Source organism: Nocardia sp. NPDC004168 (genome assembly GCF_040610355.1).
Classification (GTDB): Bacteria; Actinomycetota; Actinomycetes; order Mycobacteriales; family Mycobacteriaceae; genus Nocardia; species Nocardia sichangensis.
Genome location: NZ_JBEXME010000005.1, coordinates 33,770 through 56,492 on the forward strand (window position 1 = coordinate 33,770; position 22,723 = coordinate 56,492).

The following is a 22,723-nucleotide window of genomic DNA, read 5'->3' on the forward strand; positions in this document are numbered from 1 at the left end:
CATGGGTTTCAGCCGCGCAGCGCGGAGGCGAAAATCGGCGCGAGCGGGGCGACGCCGGGCTTCTTCGCGAAGTTGGTCAAACGCCGCAAGGTGGTGGCGCCCGTGCGGTTGGTCACGAACCACGGCGGCTTCGGCGACAGGCTGAATTCGCCGTGCAGCAGCGACCGAGGCGAGGGGCGGAACGGCCCGCGCAGGACGGTTCGTTCCGGTTCGGCGATCAGCAAGGCGTTGTGCACCACACCGATGCCGCTCTGGATATCGGTCAGAGAGTGCCCAGGGAAGGCGCCCCATGACGCGCGGGCGGTGAGGTAGCCCAGGCCGGTCCAGGCGTTGACAGCGATCGTGCCGTAGCGCAGTTCCGTGACGGCCGTGTCGAATCGGTCGCCCAACTGTTTGATGGTGGCCGGGTGGGCGATGATGTTGACGCCGAGCGTGCCCTCGAACTCGTCGTTGCATACCTGTACCGCCCGCGCCAGGAACTCGGCCGGGTCAATGCCGGGCAATTCGATCACGCCGAGCACCGGGGCGAAGTATTCGGTGTGCAGAGCGGGTTCGCGCCGATTCGGTGTCAGGCCCTCGATGAGGGTGCGTGCGCCGATCACTTGCGCCTGCGGGTAGCTCTGTCGGGCGGCCTCGACACGGTCCGAGGATCCGGGATAGTAGTCCGGCCGCTGCGGCGCGCGGCCGATAGCCGCACGGAGTTCGGCGAGGAACCGCTCCTTTTGCGGCCAATCCGCGGAGATCACCGCCACCTGTGCGGCGATGCAGTTGTACCCGTTGTTGTGCAGGCGCTGCGTCGCCAGGTGCTCGGCTTGGAAGCGCAGGTCCGCGTTGGACCATCGGCCCGGCACCACGATGGTGGGCGAAACACCGCCGAGTTCGCTGGTGATCGGCTTCATAGCCTGGGCGTGCCTGCCGCCTTGTTTCGTTCGGCCTCCGCTCCGGTGCCGAACACGATGGCGTCGTGGGTCGCCGCGCTGCCGGTCATGTGGACGGCGTCCACATCCGGGTGGTGCACCAAGGCCGCGCCGACTTCAGGGCCGCCGGTGATCAGGCGCACGAATCCGCGCTCTATCGCCGGAGCGAAGATCTTCTCCAGCACCGGCAGCAGCGGATCGGTGATCGGGTTGAGCTTCAGCGCCACCACCCTGTTGTCCGCGTAGAGCTGGTACAACACGTCCAGAGGGGCGATCGAGAAGATGTTGCCCGCCCCCAGGACGACGCCGATGCCGCCGGTGCTGGTCGGCGTGCGCTGCCCCAAGCCCGCACGGGCGCGAACGGTTTCGGCGTCGACGCCGGGCCGCGACCAGACTTCGGCGCGGAATCCGTTGAGCAGCAGGGCGTCGAACACTCCGTGCGGAAACACTTCGACGGCCGTCCGGCCACCGGGGGCCGGACGCATCGGGTATCCGTCGACCGGGCTGCGCCCCTCCTCCAATGCCAGCAGGGATTCCGCGAGCGCGGCAGCCCCGGTCAGCAGGGAATACGGTCCGCTCACCCACTCCTCACCGAGCAAGGGCGAATCCGAGGTCAGTTTCTTGATCCGGGCCGCGGTCTCGACCCACTCCTGCGCATGCCGCGCCGTGTTGACATGAATCTGATCCAGCAGTCGGCGTCGTGCGGGCAGCGCGGTGCGCGCCCATTCGACTTCACCACGCCTTAGTGCGGAGACCGCGGCGCCGACGGTTGCCGTCACGGTCGAGGTCATGCTTCGGTTCCTTCCGATTCGGCGTCCTCGAGGACCATGTCGGAAGCCTTCTCGCCGATCATGATCGTGGGAGCGTTGGTGTTTCCGCGCACTACCGACGGCATGACCGACGCGTCGGCCACGCGCAGACCGCGCAATCCCAGCACGCGCAATCGCGGGTCCACGACGGCGCCGAGCGCGCAGGTCGACGTCGGGTGGTACAGGGTCTGTGCCGTCCGAGCCGCGAAATCGAGCAGCTCGGCATCGGAATCGCCAGTGGGGGTCGAGAATTCACCGGTGGTGAGCTCCCGCAGCGCGGGTTGATCGGCGATCCCGAGGGCGCTGCGCAGCCCGGCGATCACGCTCTGGCGGTCCTCTTCGGTCTGGAGATAGTTGTGGTGGATACGTGGCGCCGTGCCGGGGGACGCGGAACGCAAGGTGACTTCGCCGCGGCTCGTCGGGTTGATCAGGCACGGGCCGAAGGCGTATCCGTGCTCCGTCGCGGCCCCCATGCCTTCACCGTGGAAGAGCACCGGCGCCATGTGGAACTGGATGTCGGGCCCGGCGAGACCGCCGCGGGTCTCGATGAAGCCCCCTGCCTCGCCGATATTGGAGGTCAGCGGGCCGCGCCCTTGTTCCTGCAGCAGAGCGAGGTTTTCCGGGGTGAGTGCGGTCATCAGCGACTCGCGATCGGTGCGGTAGTTGAGGAACACCGACAGATGGTCTTGCAGATTCCGCCCGACCGGCAGGTCACGGACCACCTCGATCCCGAACGCCGACAGCTGTTCGGCCGGGCCGACACCCGACAACAGCAGCAGATGCGCCGATCCGTATGCGCCCGCGGCGAGCACAACCTCGCGCCGGGCCTGGATCACTTCCGTGCTCCCGTCCCGGCCGATGACCACACCGGTCGCGCGGCCGTTCTCGATGACGACTCGATGGGCGAGCGCGCCGGTGATCACCGTCAGATTCGGGCGCGACGCGGCCGGGTGCAGATAACCGACGGCGGCGCTGCACCGCATGCCATTGCGCTGTGTCACCTGATAGCGACCGACGCCCAGCTGCGTGGACCCGTTGAAGTCCTCGTTGCGGAGGTGGCCCGCTTGCTCGGCGGCGCGCAGGAACGCGTCGCCCAGCGGATGCCGCGATCGGCTTTCGCTCACCGCCAGCGGCCCGCCGACGCCGTGGTAGGCGTCCTTTCCGCGTTCGTTGTCCTCGGCCTTCATGAAATAGGGAAGGACCTCGTCGTAGCTCCATCCGTCGGCGCCGCCCGCGGCCCACCCGTCGTAGTCGGCACGTGCTCCGCGAATGTAGATCATCGCGTTCATGGAGCTGCTTCCGCCGACCACACGCCCACGCGGCAGATAGGCGCGGCGGAATTGCAGCCCGGCTTCGGGCTCGGTGTCGTAATCCCAATCGAGCGGACTTTTGAACAGAGAGGGAAATGCGACCGGCAGATGGATTTCGTCCGCCGTATCCTGCGGCCCCGCCTCGATCACGGCCACCTGGACCCGCTGGTCCTCGGACAATCGACTCGCCAGCACGGATCCGGCGGATCCGGCGCCTACGACGACATAGTCGTACACGGTCGGCACCTCTCTCGAAACAATTCCCGAAACGGGGCGCTATGACCCCGGTCACTGTCGCAGTCGATACTGCTGGCGGGATGCTCGAGCCACCATGTGCACGGGCCTACCGATCCACGGCGGATATGTGTGCCAGAGCACAATCGCATTCCCGGCGAATGCCTACCATCTATCCATGACCACGCTGACGGAGCCGCCCGTGAATGATTCCGCCGCGGTGGCGCGCACGCTGCTCGCGGAGGTCGACGACCTCACCGCCGAACTCGTCGGCCGGATCCGGACCGGGGACCACGCCTACGCGGAATCGACCGCGCTCACCGACGCTGAGCTGGGCTTCGTCGTCCGCGACAACCTCGTCTCGCTGCTGGGCCAGCTCTCCGGCGGTGTCGGGCGTCGGCTGCAGCCCGCTACCGTGGTGGGCCGGGTCAAAGCCGAGCTCGGCGTGCCCCTCCCCGCGGTGCTGCACGCGTACCGGCTGGCCGGACGACTGCTGTGGGAACGCGCGCTCGCAGTGGCCACCGGCACGAGACTCGACGTGTTGCCGCAGCTCGGGTCGGAGATGTGGCGGATCATCGACGATTATTCGGGAGCAGCGGCCGAGGCGTACGGCGACTATCTGACCGAACGAGTCCGCTACGACGATTCCGAACGCCGCGCTCTGTTGCGCCGTCTACTGAACGGCGATTCCCACGATCCGACACAACGCGACATCGCCCGCGCCCTCCACCTGCCCCCGCTGGGCAGCTTCGTCGTCGTGCATGCCGAAGCCGATCCCGAAGCACTGGCGCCACTGATGGGCATCGAGTCCCGGCTCCGCGCCGAATACGTCGAATCGATCTGGATCACCGAAGCCGGCGCTCGCATCGGGCTGCTCAGCCCGGCCACCGAACGCGCGCACCAGCAGGTACTGACCCAACTGCGGCAACACGCCACAGGCCGGATCGGCGTGAGCCGCTCGTTCTCGACCGCGGGGGATGCAGGCGCCGCACTGCGGGAGGCCGAACTAGCCGGGCGTTGCGCACCGGCAGGCACCGCCACGGTCACCGTCTACGGCGACACACCCATCCCGCTCGTCCTCGCGCATGCTCCGTCCGCTGCGCACGAAATGGCGCACGAAATCCTCGGACCCGTACTCGACCTGCCACCAGAGGAGTGCGATCCCCTTCTCGACACGCTCGCCATGTGGTTCGAATGCGGAGGCTCCAATACCGAAGTCGCGCAACGTCTGCACTACCACCGCAACACCATCCACTACCGGCTGCGCCGCATCGAAACCCTGACCGACCGCCGCTGCTCCGATCCCAAAGCGGCCGCCGAACTCTACGTCGCCCTGACCGCCGTGCGGCTCATCGGACTGGACCGGTCCGGGATTCCCGCCGATCCCCCGTCGCGTGGCCAGGCACAACGCCTCGGCTTCTGATCACAACAGTCTTTCACCGGCTGGTCAGAGCACGCCACTCGCGCCGGAGCATGCGTCTAACCACCCTGGGAGTGACAGATCGTCGAACGACCATCCAGCCCGTGCACAAGATCGATGCCGCGGCCGAGATTGTCCAGTCGCGCGTGCAGGGTGTCGCCCGCGGGATAGAGACGTACCGTGTCCACGCCGGTGTCGCGCCAGGTTCGCAACCGCTCGCGGACCATGTCCTCGGTGCCGATCAGCGTGGTGGCCAGCACCATTTCGTCGGTGACCAGCGCGGCGGCGCCATCGCGATCACCGCTCTGCCACCGTTCACGCACTCGAGCGGCGACATCGGCCCAGCCTTGGCGGCTGTAGGCGTTGTTGTAGAAGTTGGTCGAGCCCGATCCCATTCCGCCCAGCGAGAAGGCGAGTTCCTTCTTGCGGCTGCCGAGGACCTCGTCGAGTTGGGCCTCGTCGGCGACGATATTGATCTCGGCGCCCTGGCAGATGTCCAGATCCGTGCGGTCCCGGCCGGCACGGGCCAGCCCGGCGTCGAGATGCTCGAAATAGGCGTCCGCTCCCTCGGGGACGAAGCTGGTGCCCAGCCAGCCGTCGGCGATCTCGCCGGTCAACTCCAGCATCTTCGGTGACAGGGTGGCCAGGTAGATGGGAACCGTGACCGTGGGCACGCTCAGCCGCATCGGTTTGCCCTCGCCACCGGGCAGCGGGATTGTGAAGTGCCGGCCCTCGAAGACGACCTTCTCACCGGTGCAGGCCGCCCGGATTATCTGCACGGTCTCGCGCATGCGGGCCAGTGGACGGGCGAACGGCACGCCGTGCAGACCCTCGATGACCTGCGGGCCGGAAGCGCCGAGACCGAGCAGGAATCGGCCTTCGGACAGTCGTGCCAGGGTCATGGCAGTCTGGGCGATCAGGACCGGCGACCGGGTGCCGAGTTGAATGATGCCGGTACCCAACCGCATTCGCTCGGTGCGCGCGGCGAGGAAACCCAAAGGTGTCACCGCATCACTCCCCCACGCCTCCGCCATCCAGCAGATGTCCAGGCCGAGTTTCTCGGCTTCGACTACGAATTCGACGAGGTCGGGCCAGTTCGCCCCCGAGGCCTCGATGGTGGTGGCCGTGCGCATCACGCGTCCTTCTCCACTAGGTCCTTGATGGCGGACAGATTGGCGGCCATGCCGAACTCGAACTCGCGCAGGCGCACGAAAACGATTTTCTGCTCCTTCTCGGGCATGGCATCGATCGCGAAGTTGAGTCCCGAACGCGCGGGACCCATCTGGGTCCACTGCTCCAGGACGGTGCCCGCGCCCTCGGGTTGGAGGGTGAAACGCCATATGCTGGATGGGTATCCGGGATCGCCGACAGCCCAGGCGAAGCGCCGCTCCGGCTCGAATTCCACGACCGTGCTGGTCGTTTCCCAGTTCCCCAAGGCCTCGTGGGCGTTGCGGCCGATGAACCGCGCGCCGACCGCGGGTCCGGTGGCGCCGTCGAGCCATTCCACGCTCTGTAGTTCTTCACTCAACCGCGGCATGAGGTGGATATCGCTGACGAATGCCCACACCCGTCGCGGTGGCGCGTCGATGAAGGTCTGAACTGCCACGGTCGGGGTGTCGGCATACACCTGCCCGGTCCACTCCACGATCAGCTCCTTCCGGCTGTTTCGCCCATAGTTGCATAGATAGACTAAGCACTACAACGGTCTCTTCAGACCACTCAACAGCTGAGCTTCACATTTGGACTCACGGGGATGGGGCTATGCCGCGCACATCGTCGGCGAACTGTGATCGTCCCGGCACCCCGCACGATTGATCCACTGGGGACGACTCTCGGACGCCCCTAGATGGGGCGTCGCTTCATCAATCGCCGACATGACGGGCTGGAGTAATCCATGGCTCTCCGACGAGGGAATCGGCAAAATCCGGCGATCCGTAGCCGGTCATTCACCGGGAGACCGGTCTACTTGGACGCACCCACGATGCGCAGCGCGAGGTCCACGTAATAGTCGCCGATCTCCTCCGGCGAGAGTGAGCCGTCCTCCCGGTACCAGCGAGCGAGGTCGATGCCGAGCGACAGCAGAGCGACCGCCGCCATATGCGGATTCGGGTTGTCGAACACACCCGCCGCCACACCTCGCTCGATCAGCTGCCGTATCTCCGCGTCGATGAGGTGACGGATCGCCTTGATCTCGTCTTGATGCTCCGGACTGAGTGCGGCGAGTTCGTAGTTGATGACCCGGGCCACGGTGTGCGCCCGAGCATGGAAAACAGTGAAGGCCCTGACCGCCGCGATCAACTGATCGACCGGATCGTCAGCGGAAGCGACAGCGCTCTTTAAGCGCTCCAGGGTGTTGTGGTGACCGGTCCGGGAGACCTCGTAGAGAAGTTCCTCTTTCGAGCGGTGATGCACATAGATGGCTGCCGTGCTCAGCCCCGCGATCGAGGTGATGTCGCGAGTGGTCGAGCCGTGGAAGCCCCGCTCGGCGAAGGCGACGACCGCGGCATCCAGCAGCCGAGCTCGTGTGTCGTCCGCACGTGATTCGGTCACTTGAACAGTCTCGCATCCTGCCATCGAACACTTCCGGACGGTATCGGTCCGGCCCTCGCGCGACCGGCGTCGATGCTGTCGTGACCTTCGGCGCGTCGCACGGCTGTGATCCCGGATACGCTGCGGTGGTCGCCGCTCAGAGCGCGAGCACGAGTTTTCCGTTGTTGGCACCGCTGAACAGCATGTTCAGCGTCTCGCCGAAACGCGCGACGCCTCCCTCGACGACGTGCTCGCGGCTCTCGAGCTTGCCCTCGGCCAGCCATTGCGCGATCTGCGCGACGGCTTCGCCGTAGCGATCGGCGTAGTCGAAGACTACGAATCCCGTCATCGAGGCGCGGAAGACCAGCAGTGACATGTAGCGCGACGGGCCGGGAGGCAGCTGCTCGGCGTTGTAGGCCGAGATCGCGCCGCACAGCACCACGCGGGCCCCACGGCGCAAGTTCATCAGCGCGGCATCGAGGATGTCACCGCCCACGTTGTCGAAGAAGACGTCGATGCCCTGCGGGGCGAGCTCGCGCAACCGCTTCGCGACGTTGTCGTTGCGGTAGTCGACAGCCGCGTCGAAGCCGAGTTCCTCGGTGAGCAACCGGGTCTTCTCCGGGCCACCCGCGATCCCGATGACCTCCGCGCCCTTGGCTTTGGCGATCTGACCGACCACGCTTCCGACGGCGCCTGCCGCCGCCGAGACCACCACGGTGTCGCCTGCCTGCAGCTTCCCGACCTCGAGCAGGCCGAAATACGCTGTCATGCCGGGCATTCCGAGGGTGCCGAGCCAGGTGGGGCCGGGGGCGATGGTCAGATCGACCTTCGAGACGTCACTGCCGTCACTGATCGCGTATTCGGTCACCCCGAAAGTGCCGCTGACCGTGTCACCGACGGCGAAGTCGGGGTGCGCCGATTCCACGACCGTGCCGATATCCAACGACCGCATCACCTCGCCGATCCCGACCGGCGGCACATAGGAACGCTGATCTCTCAGCCATCCACGCATGGCGGGATCGATGGAGATGAAGTCGATCTTCACCAGCAGCTGGCCTTCGGCGGGTCCGGGCAGTTCCTCGGTCGTCAGGCTCCAGGTGTCGTCGCCGGGCAGCCCCGACGGACGCCGCGCGAGACGGATCTGCTGAGTCTTCGTCATGACATTTCTCTTCTCATCGATTCGGCCATATGTCCGGGATGGCGTCCGTTGCCGTCGGGAAACTCTGCCCCACAGCGAATCTGGTCAGCTGCAGGTCCCGCTCGCAGACGGTCGCGAACCGTGTCGGTCAGTTCTTCGGTCCTCCGGCGACGTGCACGACCTGCCCCGACACAAATCCCGCACCCTCGCTCGCCAGGAATGAGGCGGTGTGTGCGACATCCTCGGGCGACCCCGCTCGCGCGACGGGAATCTGCGCGATCGCTCATGGTGCTCTCCTCCGGGATGGACAGATGCTCGACGGTCCACGCGCAAGCGGTGGACGACAGCGGTGCGCGCTCAGGACAGCCGCTCGAGCACCATGGCCATGCCCTGGCCCCCGCCGACGCACATGGTCTCCAGGCCGAACTGTTTGTCATGGAACTGCAGCGAATTGACGAGGGTGCTGGTGATCCGCGCACCGGTCATCCCGAAGGGATGGCCGACGGCGATCGCGCCGCCGTTGACGTTGAGCTTGTCGAGGTCGATGTCCAGTTCGCGCATGGACGCGATGACCTGCGCCGCGAAGGCTTCGTTGATCTCGACCAGGTCGATGTCGCCGATCGTCATGCCCGCGTTGGCCAGCGCCCGCCGCGACGCCTCGACCGGGCCCAAGCCCATGATCTCCGGCGACAGGCCGCTGACCCCGGTGGAGACGATGCGCGCGAGTGGCGTCAATCCGAGTTCCGCCGCCTTGGTATCCGACATTACGACCACCGCGGCGGCACCGTCGTTGAGCGGGCAGCAATTGCCCGCGGTGACCGTGCCGTCCGGCCGGAACACCGGCTTCAACGCCGCGACCGCGTCCAGCGTCACACCCGCGCGCGGACCGTCATCGCCCGACACCACCGTGCCGTCGGGCAGAGTCACCGGGGTGATGTCGCGTTGCCAGAATCCATTCGACAGTGCGATTTCGGCGAGGTTCTGGCTACGCACGCCGAAGGCGTCCTGCTCCGCGCGGCTGACACCCGCGAACTGCGCGACGTTTTCGGCGGTCTGCCCCATCGCGATATAGATGTCGGGCAGTGCTCCGTCTTCACGGGGGTCCGACCAAACCTGCCCTCCCGCAGCGAATTTCGACGTCCGCGCGACCGCGTCCTCGAACAGGGGGTTCTGGGTGCCCGGCAGGCCATCGGCATTGCCGCTGTTGTAGCGGCTGACGGTCTCGACGCCCGCCGAGACGAACACATCACCTTCACCGGCTCGAATCGCGTGCAGCGCCATCCGGGTCGTCTGCAGGCTCGACGAACAATAGCGATTGACCGTGACGCCGGGCACCCGATCGAGCCCGGCCAGTACCGCCACCACCCGTCCGAGGTTGAAACCCGATTCGCCCGCGGGCTGGCCGCAGCCGAGCATCAGGTCGTCGATCGTGGCCGGATCGAGCGAGGGCACCCTTTGCAGCGCGGCCTTGACGACCTGCGCCGCCAAGTCGTCGGGGCGCATGTCCTTCAGCGAGCCCTTGACGGCGCGTCCGATCGGCGACCGGGCGACGGAGACGATGACGGCTTCGGGCATGTGCCCACCTCCCAGCTACTTACTAAGCGCTTATTCAGCGCATACGATGCTGGATCGGACAGGCCGCGGTCAATACCGACGGCCCGCATTTATCGATGTGATCTACCACACAACATGTACATAAGTGCAGGTGAGGCAGGTGAATTCGGCTCGCGAAGAACGCGGCCACTGTGCGCGTACCGCCTCGTTCGGAGTGTCCTTCGGCAGAGCAGAGCACCGAAGCGACGATGGCGGTGGACTAGCAACTCGGTGTGCCGCTACACCTCGGGACCTGAAACCGGCCCCGGTGAACTTTCGTCAGTTACTTCGACTCTTGCCGCGCGAAGCGCTCCACGACGTCGGGACGTTCGCGCAGATGTTCGGGGTAGCCCGGACCCATGCGCAGGCGGGATTCCTCGATCGGGACAGGCTGTTCACAGTGCTCGCAGACCACCTTGACCTGCGTGTCATGACCGCACGCGGTGTGCCGCACGAGCACCGGCGGACCCGATTCGTCGGCGAGCCAGCGATCACCCCAGCTCGAAATCGCCAGCAACACGCTCCAGAAGTCGGCGCCCTTCTCGGTCAGCACATACTCGTACCAGGTCGGCTCGACCTGATACGGCCGTTTCTCGAGCAAGCCTTCGTCCACCAGACGACGCAATCGGTTGCTGAGGGTATTGCGCGCGATGCCCAACTGCTGCTGGAAGTCCTCGAAACGGCGTACTCCATAGAAGGCCTCACGCATCACCAGCGGGGTCCACCAATCACCGAGCAGATCCATCGTGCGCGCGACGGAGCATGGCCACCGTGCGAAGGATGTACGCCTCATTCAGCGAGGATATCGGTTTCATAGATAGACCATGCACTTGATGACGCCACGCGGCCGCCCGCGCTCTGTGCAGGCCATCCATCGGACCCCGCCTCGACCCCGAACTTCGCCGACAGGCTGCGGCCGCGACGAGCCTAGGCTCAGGTCGAGCGCGATTCGCTCGGCGTCTGCATGGCATCGAGGGCTTCGATGACTTCCCGACACCAGTCGATCCAGGCACGTTCGGTCCCGAGACCGGCCTTCAGGATCAGATGCCTCATCGCGCCCGCATCGTCGCCGACAGCCGGAAAATCACGTGCCTCGATCTCCCGATAGGTCGCGAACGTCTTCTCGTGCACCGCGAGATGGTGTGCGACGACCTCGCGGACACCTTCGAAGTCCCCGGTGGCGGCCGCTGCCCGCAACCTGATCAGCAGCGTTTCTCGCTGCTGCGGCGGCTCGTCGACCTCGCACACCCAACGGCGAAGCGCAGCCGTGCCCGCCGGTGTGATGGAGAAACGCTTCGGCTGACCACGCCCCGGGGCCTGTGGCTGCGAAACCTCGGCGACCAAACCGCCACCGCTGAGCCGATCCAATTCGCGATAGATCTGCTGATGGGTGGCCGACCAGAAGTATCCGAACGCGCGGTCGAAGCGCCGAGCGAGTTCGATGCCGGTCGAGGCCCGTTCGGTCAACGCGGTGAGGATCGCGAACTGCAGTGCCACGGCCCCATGTTAGAGAGCGTCGAGCGCGTTGGTCCCGCGACCTGAATCCGGAGTATCCGCGGCGAAGGCTGTGCGCGGGACCTTGCGCGGCCCGGGATCCGGCAACTTATGAAGCCGTGACCACCGGGCGTGTGATCGGCCACACATGTTTTTGCAACTTATTGCATGAATGCGGGGTCGTAGATAACTTCGTCGTAACGCAGCGCTGTGCGGCCGGAATCGCCGCGAGTCAACGCTTCAGAACTCCTCGAAGGACGTCATCATGGCCTTACCCGCCGCTCTGTCCGGTCGCCTCACCCTGCCCATCGTGGGCTCGCCGATGTTCATCTCCTCCGGACCCGAACTCGTGATCGCGCAGTGCCAGGCCGGGGTGATCGGATCCTTTCCCGCGCTGAACGCACGTCCGGCGTCACTGCTGGCGGACTGGCTGGACCGCATCACCGAGGAAAACGCGTCGTTCGCGGCGGCGAACCCGGACGCCACCGTCGCGCCGTTCGCCGTCAATCAGATCGTCCACCGGACCAACGACCGCCTCGAACACGACATGGACGTGATCGTGCGGCACCGCGTGCCTATCGTGATCACCTCTCTGGGCGCACGCCCGGAGATCAACGACGCCGTGCACTCCTACGGCGGAATCGTCCTGCACGACGTGATCAGCGACGAGTTCGCTCGGAAGGCAATCGAAAAGGGCGCGGACGGCATCATCGCCGTCGCTGCAGGTGCAGGCGGCCACGCCGGAACGCAGTCGCCGTTCGCGCTTGTCCAGGAGATCCGGGAGTGGTTCGACGGGCCGGTGCTGTTGTCCGGCGCGATCGCCCACGGCCGTTCCATCCTCGCCGCGCAGGCCGCGGGCGCTGATCTCGCCTATATCGGTTCGGCATTCCTTTCGACCGTCGAGGCGATAGCGGCTGCGGAATACAAGCAGATGATCGTCGACTCCCGAGCCAAGGACATCGTGTACAGCAACTTGTTCACCGGTGTCCATGGCAACTATCTGCGCGGCAGCATCGTCGCCGCAGGCCTGGACCCGGACAACCTCCCCCATTCCGACCCTTCCATCATGAATTTCGGCTCCGGCGGCAATGCGAGCGCCAAGGTATGGCGGGACATCTGGGGCGCCGGGCAAGGCATCGGCGCGATCAAGGAAAACCTCACTGTCGGGGACTTGGTGGCTCGCTTCAAGGCCCAGTACGACGAGGCGCTCCAGGCTCTCGCCCGCAAGACACCGAGGCCCGACACCGTCGAGCAGCCGGCCTGACCCACACATGGCCGTCGAGGCCTTCCTCGCCAAAGACGAGGAGTTCATCGGCCGCTGACGCGGAATACCCGCCTACCCGGTAACGCGATCATTGCCAGGTAGGCGGGTATTTCGCGTTTCGGCGCGCCGATGACCGGCCCGCGGCAGCAGTCTCAGCCGGCCGCGACGACCGGGTAGGTGTCGACCTGCCTGCGATCCAGTCGCGGAATGATTCCGTCGATTCCCAAAGTCCGGAAGTGCTCGTATTCGCGGTGGGCGGCGAAGCCCTCGGCATCGGTGTAACGCTCGAGGATCACCAGGTGCGTTGGGTCGTCGGTATTTTGGAAATAGTCGTAAGACAGGTTGGCCGGTTCTTCACGGCTGGCGGCGCGCAACCGGGCGAGCAGTTCGAGGACGGCCGTCAGCTGCTCCGGCTGCACGTGGTAGTGGGCGATCACCTGAAAGTAAGTCTGACTCATCTGGTTGCTTCTCCATATCGCGGCCGATGCTCTCGGGCGCGGCGAATTCAGCGGCGTAGCGTGCCGCACTGCCATGGCGGCCTGTTCCAGGCGTCTACGCGACGCGCGCCATAGTCAACATTCTTACTACATGCTTCCCTGGCCATGGCGTCGAGGCCAACGTTTCGCGCGCTGGCGCAAATCGGGCCAAGGCAGGCTCAGCAGTCGTGCAGCGGCACTGATTCCACAGCGCAAAGGCGCATGATGTCGCAAAGGTTAGTTCTATTGTCGCAATCTTGACCAGGTCGAGGGCTAGCGTCGCGAACGTGGCAACGGGAACACAAATACTCAACTCCTTAACCATCGGTCGTGGTGTGCGCTCAAGGGCTCGCACGGTCCCATGCCGCTGGTCGAGTCCGAAGCGAGAACTCCGGACAGCAGTGTCACCGCCACGCCAAACCGAGTCGTTCGAGTCATCAAAGGTGAGGAACACCGATGAAAGCTGTCATTGGCAACAGCCCCAGCCACTACCAGCGGTTGGGTCTCACGCCCGGCGTGATCGAGCCCTGGGAGGACGGCCTCCGCACCGGCGCTGCCGACGGGACCTTCGAATGGTGGTACTGCGACGCACATTTGGAGGATGGTTCGACACTCACGGTCGAGTTCCACACCAAGCCGCCGTATGCCTCCCCCAAGGCGCCGCTGACCCCGTTCGTGTTGCTGACGTTGACGCGCCCGGACGGAACACGAATTCAGAAGACCTGCATCGAGTCACCGGACGCCTTCCGAGCCGCCACCGACGGCTGCGACGTGCGGATCGGCGCCAACGTCTTCCGCGGTGGCCCCGAGGGCTACACCATTCATGTCGAGATCGATGAAGTGATCGTCGACCTCACGCTGACCCCGCAGGTGCCACCATGGCGGCCCGAATCGGGGCTGCTCTTCTTCGGCGAGAACGAAGAGCACTACATCGCCTGGTTGCCGGTGGTGGCGAGGGGTGCCGTCGACGCCGTTCTGACCGTGGACGGCGAGGTCGTGCGATCGATGGGACTGGGCTACCACGACCACAACTGGGGCAACATCGCACCACGAAAGATCCTCGACCACTGGTATTGGGGTCGAGCATTGCTCGGCGACTACACGATCGTGACGCTGACGTTCGTCGCTGATGATCAGTACGGCGGCGTGACGGTCCCCGTACTGCTGATCGTCGAGGCGGGCGAGATCGTGGCCGCCAGAGTGGGCGCGGAAGGCATCGAGGTCGCCGCGGACGACACCGCCGTACATCCCGACAGCGGCGTGCCGTTCGACAAGCGGCTGCGGTACACGATCGAGGAAGCGGGCACGACCTACACCGTCACCTTCACCTACCTCGACGACATCTTCCGGCTGGACTTCGGCGAGCACGGCGCCTACCACCGCTTCCTCGGCGACGTGACGTTGACGCACACCAGCGACGGTCACACCGACAGTCTCGACGGCCGAACCGTCTGGGAACTGCTGTATTTCGGCGAGCGCACACACGACGCCACGGCGACGGTACCCGTCGACGCCGAGCATCCGCCGATCATCACCCATCAAGCATGACCGAATGACACACCCCAACCAGTCCGGCGCCGTCGCCGGACCGAGACGAAAGCTGCGACGCATGCGAGTGCTCTACTACAACGGAGCCGGGGGCTTGGAATGGCGCGACGAACCCGAGCCGGTGATCCGAAGCCGGACCGACGCGCTGGTCCGGCCCATCGCGGTCTCGACCTGCGATCTGGATCAGCGAGTGATCCGCGGCGCGGTGCCCCTCCCTGGTGTCGACGCCCCGTTCGCCATCGGCCATGAAGGCGTCGGCGAGGTCGTCGAGGTCGGGGACGCGGTGACCGGTATCGCCCCCGGTGACCTGGTCGCGATCCCCTACCACGTGTCCTGCGGGATCTGCGACCGGTGCGGCGCGGACCTGCCGCTCTACTGCCGAGCCACCGCCGCCCACGGTGTGGCGGCATACGGAATCCCGTTCGGCGGCGGATACGGCGGACTGTTCTCCGACCTCGTGCGGGCCCCGTTCGCGAGCTATGCACTGCTCCCGCTGCCACCGAATGTCACTGCCATCCAAGCTGTTTCGGTCGGCGACAACCTCGCGGACGCCTGGCGCTCGGTGGTTCCGCATCTGCGCCGCGATCCCGGCGCCGATGTCCTGGTGATGAGCGGGGGCACGATCGGTGAGCGCGGTTGACGAACGCCCCGACGAGACCGACAGGAAGACAACCATGACCGCAGTCGACTTCACCAGCATGAGTGGACTCGAACTGATGCGCTGGGCCCAACGGGATCGGCCTGCCGACACACCGTCCATCGGCCGCTTGATCGGTATCACCATGGATGAGGTCGAGAAGGGGTATGCGGCGATGTCGATACGTACGCAGCCGGACTTCTCGAACCCGCTCGGCCAGGTCCACGGCGGCATCGCGGCCACGTTGCTCGACTCGGTCATGGCATGTGCGGTGCACACCACCCTTCCGGCCGGAGCTCGCTACACCACTCTGGAGCTGAAGGTGAACTACATCCGCTCCGTCGCGCTCGATGCCGGGCGAATCACCGCTGAGGGCAGAGTGATCCATGTCGGGCGAACGGTGGCCACCGCAGAAGGCAAGGCCTTCGACGAGAGCGGCAAGCTCGTCGCGCACGCCACCACCACCTGCATGATCTTCCTCCCCAGGTAGGCAGCAGCACGGGCGTGCGGCTCGATCATCGAGTGTCACGGTCCGGGCCCATCTCTTCGCAGTCGACTCACGTGCGAATATCACCGCCGCTTCCAGGGAAGGGATGAAGTGCAGTGGCGAGCCGAGGCCGAAATCAACTGTCAGATGGCATAACGTTGCGTTTCCTGACTGCGAACTCGGCCCCGGCATCCGCTTGTTATCGCCCGGTGAATCGTGCCGGTCGCCGCTCCAGGAACGACAGCATGCCTTCCCTGGCATCCTCACTGGTGACCAGACGCCGCAAGTCCGCACGGATGGCTTCGCCCGCGACGACCTCGCCGTCGTTTATCGCGCGCCGGGCCGAAGCCATGGTCGCCTCGATACCGAGCGGCGCTTGCTCGCTGATCCGTTCCGCCAGCTCGAGCGCACGCTCGAGTTGACGGCCGGGCTCGACCACCTCTTGGACGAGCCCGAGGCGCAGTGCTTCGTTCGCGTCGAACGGATCTCCGGTGAGCAGCCAGCGCATCGCGTTGCCCCATCCCGCCTCGCGCGGAAGCCGGTAGGTCGCGCCACCGAGGGGAAAGATACCGCGCTGCACTTCCATCTGCGCGAACTGAGCGTCGGCGGCGGCGATGCGCACGTCCGCGGCGAGCAGCAGTTCGATACCGATGGTCATGGACCATCCGTGCACGGCCGCCACGACCGGAGTCGTGCGCGCCGGTCCGGTGGTGGACACCGGATTCAACTCGTCCTCGGCCCAATCGACGCTGCTGTCGGTGATCTGCGGCAGCACATCGGCCAGATCGAGCCCGCCGGTGAAATTCGCGCCGTGGCCGTACAGGACACCGCACCGCAGGTCGTCGTCCGTTTCCAGGACGTAGTAGGCATTTCCGAGCGCACGCAGCAACTCCATGTCGAACGCATTGCGTTTGGCAGGGCGATTCAGGCCCATCAACAAGACATGCCCGCGCCGCTCGACGGTGAGGACCGCACTTGGCCGCAGATTCTCGGTCATGCCGAGACCACCCTCGACACGGCCTGTTTCACCATCGACTCGTGTGTTCGGAAATGCGAGCAGTCCGTGCGCGAGCCGTCCTTCGCGGACTGTCCGGCGGCGCGGAAAGTTCCGAGCCGCCGGAAACAATATGGCCGAGAATCGACCTGTGCCTTCAGCAGCCACACCGTCGTCCCGGCTTCGGCTTCGATCAAGGGACGGGCGCGTTCGAGGAGTTCGGCGAAGGCGTCCGCTTTGCCCTCGGCGGTGGTGAAGGTGACCATCAATGCGGTATTCGTTGTCATGGCCGCGACACTATTGACGACAAAACTAATGATTGCGACAAAACGGCTACACTTTGCGACATGAAGATCGGGGTTGCCGCGATCGCCGGCGGCTGGGACTCCGGCCTGACCACCGTCTTGGACGTCCTACGTACCGCCGAAGCCGCACGAGAACGAGTCGACCGGAACATTCCGGCGATTTCCGTCCGCACAATCGCGGCGACCCCGGCACCGATCCCGACGCAGGGCGGCCTGCTGGTCCCGATCGACTTCACCTTCGATGATGCCCGCATGGGCGATCTCGACATCCTCGTCATTCCCGCCATCGGCGCCAACAGCCCACCCGGCGTGATCGACGCCCTCCTGCGCCCCGACATACATCGGCTGCGCACGCAGCTACGCGACTGGGCAGACGAAGGCCGTCAACTAGCCGCCGCCTGCACCGGCACACTGCTGCTGGCGGAGGCGGGCATCCTCAACGGACGCCGCGCCACCACCAGCTGGTGGCTCACCACCGAATTCCAGCGCCGCTACCCGCGCGTCGATCTCGACATGACCCGCATGGTCGTCCAAGACGGGCACATCACCACAGCGGGCGCCGCGTTCGCCCACATCGATCTCGCGATCAACCTCGTGGCTCGGGCGAGTTCACAACTCGCCGACTTCACGGCTGCGACTCTGCTCATCGATGAACGTCCCTCCCGCAGTATCGAATCCGCCCTCGGCTATCTCTCCAGCACCGACCGGCTCATCACCGACTTCGAAAACTGGATCCGCGCACATCTCACCGAACCCATCTCGATTGCCGACGCCGCCACCGCGATCGGGACCACCCGTCGCACTCTGGAGCGTCACGTCCGGCAACAACTGGGCACCAGCCCCAATACCCTCGTGCAACACATTCGCGCCGAACGCGCCCGCCACCTCCAGCGCACCACCGACCTTCCCCTCACCAAGATCGCGCCGATGGTCGGCTACCAAAGCAGCGCCGCACTACGCAACGCACTGGCCGCCAGCGAATGCCGCGAGCACAATTAGCGCGACGAGACGTGCGCCGGGGAACGAGCTATGCACCGTCGTTGCCATCGCGCAGGGAATGGATCATGCTCCGCAGGATCCGCAACGCGCTGGACCGCTCGGTCTCGGTCAGGCCGGCGAGCATTCTGACCTCGACGGACCGGACCGCCACGGTCGCCTTCTCGAGGCTCCGTCGTCCGCGGGGCGTGAGCCGTGTGGGAAGAACCTTCCCGACGGGCGCCTCCGCGGGCCTGGTCACGTAGCCGTCTCGTTCCAGAGCCTGGAGTAGCACGTTCATCGTCTGCCGTGTCACGAACGCGCCCCGCGCGAGCTCGGAGTTCGACAGGCCCGGTCGTTGCGCCAGCAGCTCGAGGCAAGAGTAGTGCGTCACGCTCATCCCGAGTGGCCGCAGCACCTCCTCCATGGCTACGCGCAGGACGCTCGACGCCTCTTTCAGCAGGTAGCCCAGTGACGTTTCCAAGTCGACGCCCGCACGGTCTTGACTCATGTCAGTATTCTGACATAGTTTGGCCCCATGTCAGAAAACTGACACAGAATGAGGAGATCATCATGCCCGTTACCGGCCCCGACTTCATCTCGCTGCAAGCGCGCGACCTGGTTGCTTCGCAGGCGTTCTACGAGCAGTACCTCGGCCTCGTCCGCTCGCAGGCCGGACCTCCACACGCCGTCGTCTTCGAGACGAAGCCGATCGCGTTCGCACTCCGCGACGTCGTTCCCGGCACCGATCTCGCATCCGTCGCTCAGCCCGGCATCGGCGCCGCGATCTGGCTCCACGCCACCGACGTCCAGGCCATTCACGATGCTCTCGTCGCCGACGGTCACACCATCGTCTCCGCACCGATCGACGGCCCCTTCGGTCGGACATTCACCTTCGCCGACCCCGACGGCTACCAGGTCACTCTCCACGACCGCGTCTGACAGGACCAGCGCCACCGGACGATCACCGCCCCCGAAGACCGCGCGGCGACAAGTACGTCGCCGTGATCATCGACCTCACCGGGATCCGTGACTCCACCGGACCAGCGCGGCTGCTGGACATACGCTCGCCGACCGGCCCAGTCGCTGTCGCCTCGGCGACTCACACACCGTCAGTAGCGTACTTCCTTGACGAATTCCGCTATGGCGGTGCCGATTTCATCAGGGCTGTCTTCCTGAATGAAATGTGATCCCGCGACGGTCGTTTCGCGCTGATTGGGCCAGGTGCGGCAGAATTCGCGTTGCGGTCCGGTGAGAATGGAGCCCGGTTCCGCGTTGACGAACAACTTCGGGACATCGCTGGTGCTCAACCATCGTCCGTAGTCCTCGACCACCTCGACGACATCCTTCGGCTCCCCTTCGATCGGGATCTGGCGAGGCCAGCTCAAAGTGGGCCGGCGATCCTCGCCCGGCGACGCGAACGGCCGCCGATATTCCGCCATCTCCGCGTCGCTCAGCGCCCGGAGTACCGAACCAGGGAGAACCCGCTCGACGAAGATGTTCTTCTCGAGCACCATGCCCTCACCGGCAGGCGACCGGAAACCCTGGAACACGCCCCGTGCGCCTTCGGGCCACTGTTCCCACGTCACCGGCATGACAATGCTTTCCATGTAGACGATTGCCCGGACGCGGTCGCGGTGCTGGTTGGCCCAATCGAATCCCAAAGCCGAACCCCAGTCGTGGAGGACCAGCACGATATTGTCGCCGAGATCGAGCGCATCCCACAGATCGAAGAGATACGAGCGGTGCTCGGCATAGGTGTATCGGTCGGGACCGGAATCGGGGAGCTTGCTGGAATCACCCATGCCGATGAGGTCGCAGGCGATCAACCGTCCCAGCCCCGCACAGTGCGGCATGACGTTGCGCCACAGATACGACGATGTGGGGTTGCCGTGTTGAAAGACAATGGCGTCGCCCTGCCCCTCGTCGATGTAGGCCATGCGCTGTCCGCGAACATCCGAGAATTTCTTCGCCGCGAAAGGCGCTGTACTGTATGGCATTACAGAGTCTCCTTATGTGTAGGTGTCCCGTTGAAGGCAGGTCTATGCCGCTGCGGCAGTCCGATCACTCACACCTCTGCCCCAGGCCCGCGCTCGGCGCGCTCGTCGACCGCGGCGCCCATCCGCGCCGCCGCGTTCCGGCACACGCGAAGAATCCGCGACGAGAAGGACTCGGATTCCACAGCCCGTGACAGCACGAGTCCGCCGATACACAAGGCCAGGGTCGCGATGGCTTCGTCATAGAGTTCGTGCTCCTGCGGATCGTCCACCGGACGGCCACCCATCGCGTTGAGAGTCTTGCGCAGTTCCTCCTCGTAGGCTGACCTGAACTCGGCGGGCATGCGCGCGGCGTCGGATCCGATCGCCGAGAACGCGCACGAATCCGCCCGCTCGTCGCGGTGGGTGCGGTTGAGATAGCCGCGCGCGAGGCGGGCCGCGCGGGCGCCCCAGGACGCGTCGCGCGTCTTGCCGATCCAACGCGGCCGGCTTTCGGCAAGCCCGTGCCGGAAGGCCGCGATGGCCAGATCGTCCTTACTCGCGAAGTGTGAGTAGAAGGCTCCGTGCGTCAGGCCCGCGTCCCGCATGACCTTCCCGATAGCGCCGCCATCGGGACCATCCACCCGCAGCCGAGCGGCGCTCGCGTTGAGGATGCGCGTCAACGACTCTCGTTTCTGTCGCGCGCGCTGCCCCTCCCCGGAGGGGGAATTTCGCATGTCGACCATCATGTGAACTACGCTCTCGCATGATGTCCGTCATGTCAATGCGCCCAACCGGCCGAGCGGTCGGGGCGCGCACGGGATATCGCAGGGTCAACTGACGAAGTTCCTGGCGAGCCGCCGCATGGTCAGGCGCGCGAGCAATCGCGTGGTGAACTCGCCGAAGGCACCCTCGAAGCGGGCGAGCTCTTTACCGATGGCCACGTCGAGATCCGCTGCGGTGATCAACGTTCCCTTGGCCACCGTCGCCGTCAGGTCCTGGCTCACCGACCAGCTCGAATGGCGTGGATCCGATCGAGTGACGACGAGTTCGGCGCGCGCACCACGATCCACGGTGCCGATATCGGTGAGTCCGAGCGCGCTCGCCGCGGTGGCGGTGGCCAGCCGCCACGAGTCCCGGCGTGGGATACCGGCTTGCTCGAAGGCCTCGAGTTCGCGATGCAGGGCGATCCCCGGCGCGACGAACGGTTGTTGGGTGTCGGTACCCAACCGCAGCGGCACACCGTCACCGAAGAGACGGTTGACGAGCAGATGTTTGCGCTCCACGGCGCGCCTGCACCGATCGAAGTCCTCGCGTCGGATGTCGCGATAGGCAGGGATGCCGTGTCGAGGGTGCCACACGATGGCCGAGTAGAACGACGGCAGCGCTCGCGCTGTGGGCTCGTCGCGCGCTTGGTGATGCCGCTCGAGATCGAGGACACCGGTGGAGGTGTTCAGCGTCGGCGTGACCGCGAGCCCGCGGTCGGCGCTCACCTGCCGGATGAGATCGATGCGGCGGTCGTCGACAGCGTCCCAGTCGATCATGCGATTGAAGACGTGGTCCCGCCGAATACTGGCCGGCGGCGCCATGCCGAACAGGTGCTGCCCATCCGGCAGTTGCGCATCCTCGTGCCCGAGCCCGTACGGGACGTGTCCGAGAACTCCCATGCCGGCCGCACGTGCCGCTGCTTTGAGCGCGACGATGCGCGGAACATCGAGATTCTCATAGGATTTGACCCACGTGGCCCCCAGGTACCGCAGCCGATCGATGATGCCCGGCGCCTGCTCCGGATCGGCGTAGCCGAACGAGTTGGACCACCGTGCCGGTGGGGAGTTCACGAACCCGTAGGCGTAGTGGATCTCCGGTCCGGGCAGGGCGCCGGCGACCACCGATGCCAGCGCCGCCGGTGTCGCCGTCCCGTCGGTGTCGCCCGCGTCGCGAACGACCGTGATCCCGTGCCGCAGGGTTTGCAGTAGGAACAGATCGGTCAGCCGAAGCACGCTGTCAGGGGGCATGTGCACATGCATGTCGATCAGCGCGCTCGCGACGAAGCCGCCGCGAGCTTCCTCGAACACCGTCGCCTGTGGCGGAGGTTGCATCGCACCGGCCGGGGTGATGCTGTCGATCCGGCCGTCGACCACATAGACGTCGACATGCACCGCATCCGGCCTGTCCATGTGGGCGATGGTCACATCCGGCAGGACGAAGGCGCCACGGATCGTGGGCAGGATCGAGTCCCGTGTGGACACCGTCTCGGTCCAGGCGTCTCGGCCGAGCCGCTTGAACAGGCTGTTCTGCCGCATCGGCTGTGCCGGACGCGATCGCACCACGGATAGACTCGGTGCCGCGCAACAGCTCTCGTGTACCAGGCCCATGACGGCGCGGCAGAACTGGTCGAATGCGATGTTCGACGTCGTGGCGAGCGACAGGGCGGAAGTCACAGTCTGTCCTCCTTCGGGAATCGACGAACTCGACCCTATGAGTATTCGAATATCGAGGACCAGGGCCGAGTTGGACAAAATAGAGACCACTCGTGACAGATGATCGGTCGAGCGCGTGTGGCAATCGGCGGGCACTGTTACCGTCCGGGGTCATGAGTACCATCGGCCTGCGGGAA

General features: G+C 65.7%; 21 protein-coding genes and 2 pseudogenes. 7 read left to right on the top strand and 16 right to left on the bottom strand.

The features are described 5' to 3' along the window. Nucleotides 1–8 precede the first annotated feature (8 nt). Together ABZW96_RS11935 and ABZW96_RS11940 are read right to left on the bottom strand one after the other, a co-directional pair. A pseudogene (locus ABZW96_RS11935) lies at nucleotides 9–1,708 on the bottom strand (aldehyde dehydrogenase family protein). Beyond that, complete coding sequence (locus tag ABZW96_RS11940; protein ID WP_355073838.1) at nucleotides 1,705–3,273, bottom strand: GMC family oxidoreductase N-terminal domain-containing protein; 1,569 nt, start codon at nucleotides 3,271–3,273, stop codon at nucleotides 1,705–1,707. Before ABZW96_RS11940 ends, ABZW96_RS11935 begins: the two are co-directional and overlap by 4 nt. Before the next feature lie 175 nt (nucleotides 3,274–3,448). On the opposite strand from ABZW96_RS11940, the gene ABZW96_RS11945 reads away from it, so the two are divergent. After that, nucleotides 3,449–4,693, top strand: a complete 1,245-nt coding sequence (locus ABZW96_RS11945) for a helix-turn-helix domain-containing protein (protein ID WP_355073839.1) — start codon at nucleotides 3,449–3,451, stop codon at nucleotides 4,691–4,693. 56 nt (nucleotides 4,694–4,749) lie between these two features. On the opposite strand, the gene ABZW96_RS11950 is transcribed toward ABZW96_RS11945, so the two are convergent. From ABZW96_RS11950 to ABZW96_RS11985, 8 genes and pseudogenes are all read right to left on the bottom strand, one after another. Then, nucleotides 4,750–5,823, bottom strand: a complete 1,074-nt coding sequence (locus ABZW96_RS11950; RefSeq protein WP_355073840.1) for an LLM class flavin-dependent oxidoreductase — start codon at nucleotides 5,821–5,823, stop codon at nucleotides 4,750–4,752. Beyond that, nucleotides 5,823–6,335 (bottom strand): SRPBCC family protein, encoded by a 513-nt coding sequence (locus ABZW96_RS11955; RefSeq protein ID WP_355073841.1) that lies wholly within the window; start codon nucleotides 6,333–6,335, stop codon nucleotides 5,823–5,825. Before ABZW96_RS11955 ends, ABZW96_RS11950 begins: the two co-directional genes overlap by 1 nt. A 317-nt stretch (nucleotides 6,336–6,652) precedes the next feature. Further along, nucleotides 6,653–7,240, bottom strand: coding sequence for a TetR/AcrR family transcriptional regulator (locus ABZW96_RS11960; RefSeq protein ID WP_355073842.1), 588 nt, complete (start codon nucleotides 7,238–7,240; stop codon nucleotides 6,653–6,655). A 136-nt stretch (nucleotides 7,241–7,376) separates the two neighbouring features. After that, nucleotides 7,377–8,378 carry an NADP-dependent oxidoreductase gene (locus tag ABZW96_RS11965; RefSeq protein WP_355073844.1) on the bottom strand — a complete coding sequence of 334 codons (1,002 nt, stop codon included), beginning with the start codon at nucleotides 8,376–8,378 and terminating at the stop codon, nucleotides 7,377–7,379. 127 nt (nucleotides 8,379–8,505) lie between these two features. Continuing rightward, nucleotides 8,506–8,640: pseudogene (locus tag ABZW96_RS11970) on the bottom strand (SDR family oxidoreductase); the annotation flags it as partial. 74 nt (nucleotides 8,641–8,714) lie between these two features. Next, entirely contained in the window at nucleotides 8,715–9,932 is a 1,218-nt protein-coding gene (locus ABZW96_RS11975) for an acetyl-CoA C-acetyltransferase (protein WP_355073846.1), read from the bottom strand. A gap of 301 nt (nucleotides 9,933–10,233) precedes the next feature. Further along, on the bottom strand, nucleotides 10,234–10,743 hold the full coding sequence (locus ABZW96_RS11980) for a helix-turn-helix domain-containing protein (protein ID WP_355073848.1): 510 nt from the start codon (nucleotides 10,741–10,743) through the stop codon (nucleotides 10,234–10,236). A gap of 140 nt (nucleotides 10,744–10,883) precedes the next feature. Further along, on the bottom strand, nucleotides 10,884–11,447 hold the full coding sequence (locus ABZW96_RS11985) for a PadR family transcriptional regulator (protein WP_355073850.1): 564 nt from the start codon (nucleotides 11,445–11,447) through the stop codon (nucleotides 10,884–10,886). Between the two features lie 262 nt (nucleotides 11,448–11,709). Here ABZW96_RS11985 and ABZW96_RS11990 point away from each other — a divergent pair, with 262 nt between their 5' ends. After that, nucleotides 11,710–12,708, top strand: a complete 999-nt coding sequence (locus ABZW96_RS11990) for a nitronate monooxygenase family protein (RefSeq protein ID WP_355073851.1) — start codon at nucleotides 11,710–11,712, stop codon at nucleotides 12,706–12,708. Between the two features lie 152 nt (nucleotides 12,709–12,860). On the opposite strand, the gene ABZW96_RS11995 is transcribed toward ABZW96_RS11990, so the two are convergent. Next, nucleotides 12,861–13,166 (bottom strand): antibiotic biosynthesis monooxygenase family protein, encoded by a 306-nt coding sequence (locus ABZW96_RS11995; protein ID WP_355073852.1) that lies wholly within the window; start codon nucleotides 13,164–13,166, stop codon nucleotides 12,861–12,863. Between the two features lie 474 nt (nucleotides 13,167–13,640). On the opposite strand from ABZW96_RS11995, the gene ABZW96_RS12000 reads away from it, so the two are divergent. The 3 genes from ABZW96_RS12000 to ABZW96_RS12010 are packed head-to-tail and all read left to right on the top strand — an operon-like array spanning nucleotide 13,641 to nucleotide 15,859. After that, nucleotides 13,641–14,732: a hydroxyneurosporene dehydrogenase gene (locus ABZW96_RS12000; protein ID WP_355073853.1), complete on the top strand. Its 1,092-nt coding sequence runs from the start codon at nucleotides 13,641–13,643 to the stop codon at nucleotides 14,730–14,732. 4 nt (nucleotides 14,733–14,736) lie between these two features. Continuing rightward, nucleotides 14,737–15,372, top strand: a complete 636-nt coding sequence (locus ABZW96_RS12005; RefSeq protein WP_355073854.1) for an alcohol dehydrogenase catalytic domain-containing protein — start codon at nucleotides 14,737–14,739, stop codon at nucleotides 15,370–15,372. A 34-nt stretch (nucleotides 15,373–15,406) separates the two neighbouring features. Further along, nucleotides 15,407–15,859 carry a PaaI family thioesterase gene (locus ABZW96_RS12010; RefSeq protein WP_355073856.1) on the top strand — a complete coding sequence of 151 codons (453 nt, stop codon included), beginning with the start codon at nucleotides 15,407–15,409 and terminating at the stop codon, nucleotides 15,857–15,859. Between the two features lie 196 nt (nucleotides 15,860–16,055). Here ABZW96_RS12010 and ABZW96_RS12015 read toward each other — a convergent pair whose 3' ends face one another. Next, nucleotides 16,056–16,853, bottom strand: a complete 798-nt coding sequence (locus ABZW96_RS12015) for a crotonase/enoyl-CoA hydratase family protein (RefSeq protein ID WP_355073858.1) — start codon at nucleotides 16,851–16,853, stop codon at nucleotides 16,056–16,058. Between the two features lie 41 nt (nucleotides 16,854–16,894). Here ABZW96_RS12015 and ABZW96_RS12020 point away from each other — a divergent pair, with 41 nt between their 5' ends. Further along, a complete protein-coding gene (locus tag ABZW96_RS12020) occupies nucleotides 16,895–18,154 on the top strand; it encodes a helix-turn-helix domain-containing protein (RefSeq protein ID WP_355073859.1) in 1,260 nt (419 codons plus the stop codon). A gap of 28 nt (nucleotides 18,155–18,182) precedes the next feature. Here the strand turns inward: ABZW96_RS12020 and ABZW96_RS12025 are convergent, their stop codons facing one another. Further along, nucleotides 18,183–18,641: a MarR family transcriptional regulator gene (locus ABZW96_RS12025; protein ID WP_355073861.1), complete on the bottom strand. Its 459-nt coding sequence runs from the start codon at nucleotides 18,639–18,641 to the stop codon at nucleotides 18,183–18,185. Nucleotides 18,642–18,703: 62 nt separating this feature from the next. Between ABZW96_RS12025 and ABZW96_RS12030 the strand changes: the two genes are divergently transcribed. Continuing rightward, entirely contained in the window at nucleotides 18,704–19,072 is a 369-nt protein-coding gene (locus tag ABZW96_RS12030; protein ID WP_355073863.1) for a VOC family protein, read from the top strand. 170 nt (nucleotides 19,073–19,242) lie between these two features. On the opposite strand, the gene ABZW96_RS12035 is transcribed toward ABZW96_RS12030, so the two are convergent. The 3 genes from ABZW96_RS12035 to ABZW96_RS12045 form a co-directional block, all read right to left on the bottom strand. Then, the gene (locus tag ABZW96_RS12035; protein WP_355073865.1) at nucleotides 19,243–20,130 is read right to left on the bottom strand and encodes a haloalkane dehalogenase; all 888 of its coding nucleotides are present in this window, start codon (nucleotides 20,128–20,130) and stop codon (nucleotides 19,243–19,245) included. Nucleotides 20,131–20,198: 68 nt separating this feature from the next. Beyond that, nucleotides 20,199–20,855: a TetR/AcrR family transcriptional regulator gene (locus ABZW96_RS12040; RefSeq protein ID WP_355073867.1), complete on the bottom strand. Its 657-nt coding sequence runs from the start codon at nucleotides 20,853–20,855 to the stop codon at nucleotides 20,199–20,201. Nucleotides 20,856–20,939: 84 nt separating this feature from the next. Continuing rightward, nucleotides 20,940–22,547 (bottom strand): amidohydrolase family protein, encoded by a 1,608-nt coding sequence (locus ABZW96_RS12045; protein WP_355073869.1) that lies wholly within the window; start codon nucleotides 22,545–22,547, stop codon nucleotides 20,940–20,942. Nucleotides 22,548–22,723 lie beyond the last annotated feature (176 nt).

Bases quoted from the DNA above. Each gene is read 5' to 3' on its own strand.
- ABZW96_RS11995 (WP_355073852.1), bottom strand. From the start codon at position 13,166: ATGAGTCAGACTTACTTTCAGGTGATCGCCCACTACCACGTGCAGCCG.
- ABZW96_RS12010 (WP_355073856.1), top strand. From the start codon at position 15,407: ATGACCGCAGTCGACTTCACCAGCATGAGTGGACTCGAACTGATGCGC.
- ABZW96_RS11990 (WP_355073851.1), top strand. From the start codon at position 11,710: ATGGCCTTACCCGCCGCTCTGTCCGGTCGCCTCACCCTGCCCATCGTG.
- ABZW96_RS12030 (WP_355073863.1), top strand. From the start codon at position 18,704: ATGCCCGTTACCGGCCCCGACTTCATCTCGCTGCAAGCGCGCGACCTG.
- ABZW96_RS12025 (WP_355073861.1), bottom strand. From the start codon at position 18,641: ATGAGTCAAGACCGTGCGGGCGTCGACTTGGAAACGTCACTGGGCTAC.
- ABZW96_RS12035 (WP_355073865.1), bottom strand. From the start codon at position 20,130: ATGCCATACAGTACAGCGCCTTTCGCGGCGAAGAAATTCTCGGATGTT.
- ABZW96_RS11965 (WP_355073844.1), bottom strand. From the start codon at position 8,378: ATGACGAAGACTCAGCAGATCCGTCTCGCGCGGCGTCCGTCGGGGCTG.
- ABZW96_RS11980 (WP_355073848.1), bottom strand. From the start codon at position 10,743: ATGAGGCGTACATCCTTCGCACGGTGGCCATGCTCCGTCGCGCGCACG.
- ABZW96_RS11945 (WP_355073839.1), top strand. From the start codon at position 3,449: ATGACCACGCTGACGGAGCCGCCCGTGAATGATTCCGCCGCGGTGGCG.
- ABZW96_RS12005 (WP_355073854.1), top strand. From the start codon at position 14,737: ATGACACACCCCAACCAGTCCGGCGCCGTCGCCGGACCGAGACGAAAG.
- ABZW96_RS12040 (WP_355073867.1), bottom strand. From the start codon at position 20,855: ATGATGGTCGACATGCGAAATTCCCCCTCCGGGGAGGGGCAGCGCGCG.
- ABZW96_RS11975 (WP_355073846.1), bottom strand. From the start codon at position 9,932: ATGCCCGAAGCCGTCATCGTCTCCGTCGCCCGGTCGCCGATCGGACGC.
- ABZW96_RS12000 (WP_355073853.1), top strand. From the start codon at position 13,641: ATGAAAGCTGTCATTGGCAACAGCCCCAGCCACTACCAGCGGTTGGGT.
- ABZW96_RS12015 (WP_355073858.1), bottom strand. From the start codon at position 16,853: ATGACCGAGAATCTGCGGCCAAGTGCGGTCCTCACCGTCGAGCGGCGC.
- ABZW96_RS11950 (WP_355073840.1), bottom strand. From the start codon at position 5,823: ATGCGCACGGCCACCACCATCGAGGCCTCGGGGGCGAACTGGCCCGAC.